This is a genomic window from Streptomyces sp. NPDC007162 (assembly GCF_040634175.1).
GTDB lineage: Bacteria > Actinomycetota > Actinomycetes > Streptomycetales > Streptomycetaceae > Streptomyces.
Genome location: NZ_JBEYFC010000483.1, coordinates 1 through 6,799, shown reverse-complemented (window position 1 = coordinate 6,799; position 6,799 = coordinate 1). Strand labels below are relative to the sequence as shown.

Genomic DNA, 6,799 nt, shown 5'->3' with positions numbered 1-6,799 from the left:
GCCGTCAGCGGGCGTCGGTGAAGGTCTCCCCCTGCTCCGCCTTGGCGAGAAGCAGCGCGGGCGGGGTGAAACGCTCGCCGTAGGTCTCGGCGAGCTCACGGGCGCGGGCCACGAAGCCCGCGAGGCCGCCTTCGTAACCGTTGACGTACTGGAGGACGCCGCCGGTCCAGCCCGGGAACCCGATGCCGAAGATCGAGCCGATGTTGGCGTCGGCGACCGAGGTGAGGACGCCCTCCTCCAGCAGGCGGACGGTGTCCAGCGCCTCGGCGAAGAGCATCCGCTCCTGCATGTCCCGGAACGGGATCTCGTGGCCGGGCTTCGTGAAGTGCTCGCGCAGACCCGGCCAGAGCGCGGCCCGGCTGCCGTCCTCGGCGTAGTCGTAGAAGCCGGCGCCGCCGCTGCGGCCGGGCCTGCCGAACTCGTCGACCATGCGGTCGACGACCGCCTCCGCCGGGTGTGCCTGCCAGGTGCCGCCCGCCTCCTCGACGGCCAGCTTCGACTCGCGGCGGATCTTCTGGGGCAGGGTGAGGGTCAGCTCGTCCATCAGGGAGAGCACCTTGGCCGGGTAGCCGGCCTGGGCCGCCGCCTGCTCGACGGAGACGGGCTCGATGCCCTCGCCGACCATGGCGACGCCCTCGTTGATGAAGTGGCCGATCACCCGGGAGGTGAAGAAGCCGCGCGAGTCGTTGACGACGATCGGCGTCTTGTTGATCTGCCGGACCAGGTCGAAGGCGCGGGCGAGTGCCTCGTCGCCGGTGCGATCGCCCTTGATGATCTCGACGAGCGGCATCTTGTCGACGGGCGAGAAGAAGTGCAGCCCGATGAAGTCGGCCTGGCGCTCGACGCCTTCGGCGAGGGCGGTGATGGGCAGCGTGGAGGTGTTGGAGCAGAGCAGCGCGTCGGGGGCGACGACGGACTCGATCTCCTGGAACACCTTGTGTTTGAGGGCGGTGTCCTCGAAGACGGCCTCGATCACCGCGTCGCAGCCGGCCAGGTCCTGGGGGTCCGCGGTGGGCGTGATCCGGGCGAGCAGTGCGTCCGCCTTCTCCTGGCTGGTACGGCCCTTGGCGACGGCCTTGGCGCACAGCTTCTCGGAGTAGCCCTTGCCCTTCTGCGCGGCGGCGATCGAGACGTCCTTGAGGACGACGTCGATGCCCGCGCGGGCGCACGAGTAGGCGATCCCGGCGCCCATCATGCCCGCGCCGAGCACGGCGACCCTGGTGACCTCGCGGGGCTCGACGCCCCGCGGGCGGTTGGCACCGGAGTTGACGGCCTGGAGGTCGAAGAAGAACGCCTGGATCATGTTCTTCGAGATCTGTCCGGCGGCCAGCTCCACGAAGTAGCGGGCCTCGATGACCTGGGCGGTCTCGAAGTCGACCTGGCTGCCCTCGACGGCTGCGGCGAGGATGCGGCGCGGCGCCGGGTAGGGCGCGTTGTTGGTCTGCTTGCGCAGGCTCGCCGGGAACGCGGGCAGGTTGGCGGCGAACTTGGGGTTGGCGGGCGTGCCGCCGGGGATCCGGTAGCCCGGCTTGTCCCAGGGCTGCTGTGACTCGGGGTTGGCGTCGATGAAGGCACGCGCCTTGGCCAGCAGTTCGTCCGGGGTGGCGGCCACCTCGTGGACGAGGCCGTTCTGCAGCGCGCGCGTGGCGTTGTACTGGGTGCCCTGGAGGAGGACCTTCAGCAGGGCGTCGGCGATGCCGAGCAGGCGTACGGTGCGGACGACCCCGCCGCCGCCCGGGAGCAGGCCGAGGGTGACCTCGGGGCAGCCGATCTTGGTGCCGGGGGTGTCGAGGGCGACGCGGTGGTGGCAGGCGAGGGCGAGTTCGAAACCGCCGCCGAGGGCCGCGCCGTTGATGGCGGCGACGACCGGTTTGCCGAGGGTCTCGATACGGCGCAGGTTGCGCTTGATCGCGAGGCCGCCGTCGAAGAGGTCCTGGGCGGTCTCGGGGGTGACCCGGATGAGGTCGCGCAGGTCGCCGCCGGCGAAGAAGGTCTTCTTGGCGGAGGTGAGGATGACGCCTCGGACGGAGTCCTGCTCGGCCTCCAGGCGGTCGGCGATCGCGGCGATCGACTCGACGAAGGCCGCGTTCATGGTGTTGGCGGACTGGTTCGGATCGTCGAGGACGAGGGTGACGACGCCGGTGTCGTCCTGTTCCCAGCGGATGGTGGTGCTCTCGGTCATGGTTCGTGTCTCCGTGAGGTCTGGTGGTTCCGCCGGGGTTTCAGACGCGCTCGACGATGGTGGCGATGCCCATGCCGCCGCCCACGCACAGCGTGGCGAGGCCGTAGCGCTTGTCCTGGCGCTCCAGTTCGTCGACGAGCGAGCCGAGGATCATCGCGCCGGTGGCGCCCAGCGGGTGGCCGAGCGCGATGGCGCCGCCGTTGACGTTGACCTTGTCCAGGGACAGGCCCATGTCCTTCACGAAGCGCAGCACGACCGCCGCGAACGCCTCGTTGATCTCGACCAGGTCGATGTCGTCGATGGTGAGGCCGGCCTTGGCGAGGGCCTTGCGGGTGGCGGGGGCGGGGCCGGTGAGCATGATGGTGGGTTCGGAGCCGGAGACGGCCGCCGAGACGATCCGCGCGCGCGGGGTGAGGCCGTGGCGCTCGCCGATCTCCTTGGAGCCGATGGCGACCAGGGAGGCGCCGTCGACGATGCCGGAGGAGTTGCCCGCGTGGTGGACGTGGTCGATCTTCTCGACCCAGTGGTACTTCTGCAGGGCGACCGCGTCGAAGCCGCCGAGTTCGCCGATGTCGGCGAAGGAGGGCTTCAGCTTGCCGAGGGAGTCGGCGGTGGTACCGGGCCGCAGGTGCTCGTCGTGGTCGAGGACGGTGAGGCCCGCGCGGTCCTTCACCGGGACCACGGAGCGGTCGAAGCGGCCCTCCTTCCAGGCGGTCGCCGCCCGCTCCTGGGAGAGCGCCGCGTACTCGTCGACGTCCCGCCGCGAGAAGCCCTCGATGGTGGCGATCAGGTCGGCGCCGATGCCCTGCGGCACGAAGTTGACGGCCAGGTTGGTCATCGGGTCGTTGAACCAGGCGCCGCCGTCCGAGGCCATCGGCACCCGGGACATCGACTCGACGCCGCCGGCGAGGACGAGGTCCTCGAAGCCGGAGCGGACCTTGGCGGCGGCCATGTTGACCGCCTCGAGACCGGAGGCGCAGAAGCGGTTCTCCTGGACGCCGGCCACGGTGTCGGGCAGCCCGGCGGCGATGGCGGCGATCCGCGCGATGTCGGAGCCCTGGTCGCCGACCGGGCCGACGACACCGAGCACGATGTCGTCGATGGCGGCGGGATCGAGGCCCGGGAAGCGGCCCCGGAGCTCGTGGATGAGTCCGACGACGAGGTCGATGGGCTTCGTGCCGTGCAGGGCGCCGTTCGCCTTGCCGCGGCCGCGCGGGGTGCGGATCGCGTCGTACACATACGCTTCGGTGCTCACTGACAAGCCTTTCAACGAGGGTTCGCGCAGAGCGAGGGTGTGGGGTCAGAGCCAGTTCTTGACGGTCTCGACCAGGCGGGCCGGGTCCGGGCCGACGGGGGTGACGTCCAGCATGGTCACGCCGGCCTCGCGGAAGGCCTCGATGCGCTCGCGGACGTAGCCTTCGGGGCCGCACAGGGATATGAGCTCGCAGAACTCGTCGGGAACGGCCGCCGCGGCGTCCCGGTGCCGGCCGTCGAGGTACAGCTCCTGGATGAGCCGGGCCTCCTTCTCGTAGCCGTAGGCGACGGCGAGGTCGTTGTAGAAGTTCTTGCCGGGCGCGCCCATGCCGCCTACGTAGAGGGCGATCCTGGGGCGGACCCGGTCGCGTACGGCGGCCGCGTCGTCGCCGATGGCCAGCAGTCCGCCGGCGACGATCTTCAGCTCGCCGAGGGCCGGGTCACGCCGGGCGGCGCCCTGGGCCAGCGGGGTCCCCCAGACCTCCCCGGCCTTCTCCGGGATGAACAGGGTGGGCAGCCAGCCGTCGGCGATCTCGGCGGTCATCCGGACGTTGGCGGGGCCGAGGGAGGCGACGTAGAGCGGTACCTCGGGGCGGACCGGCCTGGTGAGGATCTTCAGGGGCTTGCCGAGGCCGCCCGGGCGCGGCATGTCGGTGATGCCGTGGTGGTCGATGGTTTCGCGGCGCAGGATCCGCCGGGTCAGCTCGATGGTCTCGCGGGTGCGGCCGAGCGGCTTGTCGTAGGCCTTCCCGTGCCAGCCCTCGACCACCTGCGGTCCTGAGGCGCCGAGACCGATGATCGCCCGGCCGCCGGAGATCGCGTCGAGGCCGGCCGCCGTCTGGGCGATGAGGGCGGGGGTGCGGGAGTAGACGTTGAGGATCGCGGAGCCGATCTTCATCCGTTCGGTGCGGGCGGCCAGGTAGCCCATGATGGTGGGCGAGTCGAAGCCGTAGGCCTCCGCGACCCAGACCGCGTCGAGGCCCGCCGATTCCAGCGCGGCCGCCTGGTCCGCGGCTCCGCGCGGGTCACCCGCGTAGTCGAGGAAGGTCGAGAGCTCCATCAGGTGGTGTCCTTGTCGTCGTCCTTGCGGCGGTCGCCGTCCCCGCGGCGCTCCTCGTCGTCGTCCTGGTCGTCGGGCGCCGCGGCGTCGAGCAGGGCCGGTACGGCCCAGTCGCGGGCCACCTCGGCGGTGTCGGCGCCCGGCCGCGCGGGGGCGGTGCGCACGCTCGTGGGGGTCGCGGAGAAACGGGGGGCGGGGGCCGGCTGGGTGATGCCGCCGTGGTCGGTGAAGGTGGCGCGGGCGGCCAGGTGGGGGTGGTGCGGGGCCTCACTCAGGGACAGCACGGGGGCCACGCAGGCGTCGGAGCCCTCGAAGACCGCCGTCCACTCGTCCCGGGTGCGTGCCTTGAAGCGGGCGGCGACCCGCTCGCGCAGCTCGTCCCAGCGGGTCCAGTCCTTGCGGGCGCCGGCCAGGTCCTCCAGGCCGCCGAGCAGGTCGAGGAACTCGGCGTAGAACTGCGGCTCCAGGGCGCCGACCGCCATGTACCCGCCGTCGGCGGTCTCGTAGGTGCCGTAGTACGGGCAGCCGCCGTCCAGCAGGTTGGCGGCGCGCCGGTCCTGCCAGCCGCCCGCGGCCAGCATGCCGTGGATCATCGTGGCGAGATGCGCGGTGCCGTCCACGATGGCGGCGTCCACCACCTGGCCGGTGCCGGTCGTGCGCGCGTGGTGGAGCGCCGCCAGGACGCCGACCACGAGGTAGAGGGAGCCGCCCGCGTAGTCGCCGAGGAGGTTGGCGGGTACCGCCGGTGGTTCGTCGGGGCGGCCGATCATGCCGAGGGTGCCGGTGAGGGCGATGTACGCGATGTCGTGCCCGGCGCGGTGGGCCAGCGGCCCCTCCTGGCCCCAGCCGGTCATCCGGCCGTAGACCAGCCGGGGGTTGCGGGCGTGGCAGTCCGCGGGGCCGACGCCGAGGCGCTCGGCGACGCCGGGGCGGTAGCCCTCGACGAGGATGTCGGCCCGTGCGGCGAGACCGAGGACACGGGCGGGGCCGTCCGGGGACTTCAGGTCGACGAGCACCGAGCGCTTGTTGCGGTTGGTGACGTCGTACGCCGGGTCGATCGCCAGCCCCGGGCCGCCGGGCCGGTCGACGCGGACCACGTCGGCGCCCAGGTCGGCCAGGAGCATCGCGGCGAACGGGCCCGGTCCGATGCCGGCCAGCTCGACCACGCGCACGCCGGAGAGCGGGCCCTGTCCTGGCGTCCCTGCCGTGGTCATGCCGCCTCCGGTCCGATGGAGTCGTGTGACACAACTGATGTAACACCGATGATGCTAAGAACACGTTCCACTGGGCACAAGAGTGGACGAGCAAGCGCTTAGTCAAGATACCCGGTGGGGGTGCGTCCGCACCCTTCACGCTAGCCTCAGCCACCGACAACGGCGCGGGTTCGACGACCAAGAGGTGTCATGAGCAGGCTGAAAGCGACGGACCGTCCCTACGACATCGTCCTCTTCGGGGCCACCGGCTTCGTCGGCGAGCTCACCGCCGAGTACCTGGCCGCGCACGCACCCGAGGGCCTGCGCTGGGCGGTGGCGGCCCGCGACGAACGCAGGCTGCGGGCGCTGCGCGAGCGGCTGCCGGGCGGCTCGAAGGTCGGCCTGCTGCGCGCCGACGTCACGGAACCGGCCTCTGTCCGCGCCCTCGCCGAGCACGCGCGCGTGGTGGCCTCCACGGTCGGTCCGTACGGCCGTCACGGCGAGGAGCTGGTCGCGGCCTGCGCGGACACCGGGGCCGACTACCTGGACCTGTGCGGTGAGCCCGAGTTCGTCGACCTGATGTACGTCCGCCACGACGCACGCGCGCGGGAGACCGGCGCCCGTCTGGTGCACGCGTGCGGTTTCGACTCGGTGCCGCACGACCTGGGGGCGTACTTCACGGTCGGCCGCCTGCCGGAGGGTGTGCCGCTGACCGTGGACGGTTTCGTGACCGCCGACGCGACGTTCTCCGGCGGCACCTTCGCCTCCGCGCTGGAACAGTTCGCGCGTCCCCGGCAGATGGCAGCCGCCGCGCGGGACCGGGCCCGGCACGAACCCCGGCTGATGGGCCGGCGGGCGAGCGCGCCGGCCGGAGCGCCGCGGTTCGCCGGCGAGATCGGCGCCTGGGCGCTGCCGCTGCCCACCATCGACGCCCAGATCGTGCGCCGTTCGGCGAGGGCCCTGGACCGTTACGGCCCCGACTTCCGCTACCGGCACTATGCGGCTGTCCGGCATCTGCCGGTGGCGCTCGGCGGCGTGGCGGCCGTGGGCGCGGTCCTCCGCTCGACCTGGATCACCGCCCTCATCGCCGTGGCGTTCGGCCTGACGCTG

At 72.2% G+C, this 6,799-nt stretch carries 5 protein-coding genes; 1 reads left to right on the top strand and 4 read right to left on the bottom strand.

Features of this window, described 5'->3' with window-relative positions; all coding sequences use genetic code 11:
* Window positions 1-4: 4 nt before the first annotated feature.
* Genes ABZ646_RS36780 through ABZ646_RS36765 form a run of 4 tightly spaced genes read right to left on the bottom strand, consistent with a single transcriptional unit; the run spans window position 5 to window position 5,710 of the window.
* The gene (locus ABZ646_RS36780; RefSeq protein ID WP_360529062.1) at window positions 5-2,182 is read right to left on the bottom strand and encodes a 3-hydroxyacyl-CoA dehydrogenase NAD-binding domain-containing protein; all 2,178 of its coding nucleotides are present in this window, start codon (window positions 2,180-2,182) and stop codon (window positions 5-7) included.
* A 40-nt stretch (window positions 2,183-2,222) separates the two neighbouring features.
* Entirely contained in the window at window positions 2,223-3,437 is a 1,215-nt protein-coding gene (locus tag ABZ646_RS36775) for an acetyl-CoA C-acetyltransferase (protein ID WP_360529059.1), read from the bottom strand.
* A 45-nt stretch (window positions 3,438-3,482) separates the two neighbouring features.
* A complete protein-coding gene (locus ABZ646_RS36770; RefSeq protein ID WP_360529056.1) occupies window positions 3,483-4,496 on the bottom strand; it encodes an LLM class F420-dependent oxidoreductase in 1,014 nt (337 codons plus the stop codon).
* A complete protein-coding gene (locus ABZ646_RS36765) occupies window positions 4,496-5,710 on the bottom strand; it encodes a CaiB/BaiF CoA-transferase family protein (protein WP_360529053.1) in 1,215 nt (404 codons plus the stop codon). The genes ABZ646_RS36770 and ABZ646_RS36765 overlap by 1 nt, the downstream gene beginning before the upstream one ends.
* Window positions 5,711-5,899: 189 nt before the next feature.
* On the opposite strand from ABZ646_RS36765, the gene ABZ646_RS36760 reads away from it, so the two are divergent.
* Window positions 5,900-6,799 (top strand): saccharopine dehydrogenase NADP-binding domain-containing protein (locus tag ABZ646_RS36760; protein WP_360529050.1); only part of this gene is annotated, 900 nt, incomplete at its 3' end.

What these genes read in the sequence shown, in the direction of transcription:
- ABZ646_RS36780 (WP_360529062.1), bottom strand. Translation starts at nt 2,182, where the DNA reads ATGACCGAGAGCACCACCATCCGCTGGGAACAGGACGACACCGGCGTC.
- ABZ646_RS36770 (WP_360529056.1), bottom strand. Translation starts at nt 4,496, where the DNA reads ATGGAGCTCTCGACCTTCCTCGACTACGCGGGTGACCCGCGCGGAGCC.
- ABZ646_RS36765 (WP_360529053.1), bottom strand. Translation starts at nt 5,710, where the DNA reads ATGACCACGGCAGGGACGCCAGGACAGGGCCCGCTCTCCGGCGTGCGC.